Source organism: Streptomyces hainanensis, assembly GCF_004348415.1.
Lineage (GTDB): Bacteria > Actinomycetota > Actinomycetes > Streptomycetales > Streptomycetaceae > Streptomyces > Streptomyces hainanensis.
On record NZ_SMKI01000869.1, the window covers coordinates 1 to 993 of the forward strand.

A 993-nucleotide genomic window follows, 5' to 3' on the forward strand; every position below is an offset into this window, starting at 1 on the left:
GGGCCGCCGGCCGCGGCGCGGCGGGCGTGGGGACCGGTGCGGGGGCCGGCGCCGGCTCGTCGTCAACCGAGATCCCGAAGTCGGTGGCGAGGCCCGCGAGCCCGCTGTCGTAGCCCTGGCCCACGGCCCGGAACTTCCAGGCCCCCTGGCGGCGGTAGAGCTCGCCCAGCACGAACGCGGTCTCGGTGCTGGCGTCCTGGCTGTCGAAGCGGGCCAGCTCGGCGCCGCTGTCCGCGTCGAGCACCCGCACGTGCAGGCCGGGAACCTGGCCGAAGGTGCCGCCGTCGGCGGAGGCGGCCACGGTCACCTTCTCGATGTCCTGCTCGACGGTGGAGAGGTCCACGACGAGCCGGTCGGTCACCGCGGCGCCCTGCGGCTGCTTGCCCTCGTACCGGACCGCGCCCGAGGTGTGCCGGGGCTGGTTGTAGAAGACGAAGTCGCCGTCCGAACGGACCCTGCCCCCACCCGTCAGGAGCAGCGCCGACGCGTCCACGTCCGGGACGCCGGCGGAGGAGTTCCAGCCGATCTCGACGCGGACCGACCGGGCGGGCACGGGGACGTTCGCACCTTTGAGCATCGTGGATTCCTCCGTCGGGTGGCCGTCGTCATGCCACCTGTTCTGCGGACACCGCCCACTATGCCATCCCGGCCGAGATCTCCCTCTGGGCGACCCCGGAAACAACATCATCTGAACGCCCATCGACGTTTTTTCCGGGATTCCTTCGGATTGAGCGCCGGAGGCCCCCCATGCCCGCGAAAAGACCCTCTAATCGGTCTCCCCAACGACCACATGGTGGGCTTAACTTATGGGGTATGACCTCCCCGCGCCCCTACGGCGGTGGCTACTCCTCACCGTCGTTCCCCGACACCCCCATCTACGACAGGCTGGTGGCCGAGCGGGGAACCCCGCAGATCGCGCCGATCAGGGTGCCGGCCGCGTACGAACCGATGGGCTATCCGGCCGCCGGCCAGCCCCTGTCTCTTATACAAATC

The 993-nt window shown here is 70.3% G+C and carries 2 protein-coding genes; one reads left to right on the forward strand and one right to left on the reverse strand.

Annotation, left to right across the window (positions count from 1 at the left end):
- Window positions 1-577: TerD family protein (locus E1283_RS36550; protein ID WP_132822434.1), on the reverse strand; the 577-nt coding region annotated here is incomplete at its 3' end.
- A gap of 236 nt (window positions 578-813) precedes the next feature.
- Here E1283_RS36550 and E1283_RS38405 point away from each other — a divergent pair.
- Window positions 814-993: DUF6643 family protein (locus E1283_RS38405; RefSeq protein WP_341829993.1), on the forward strand; the 180-nt coding region annotated here is incomplete at its 3' end.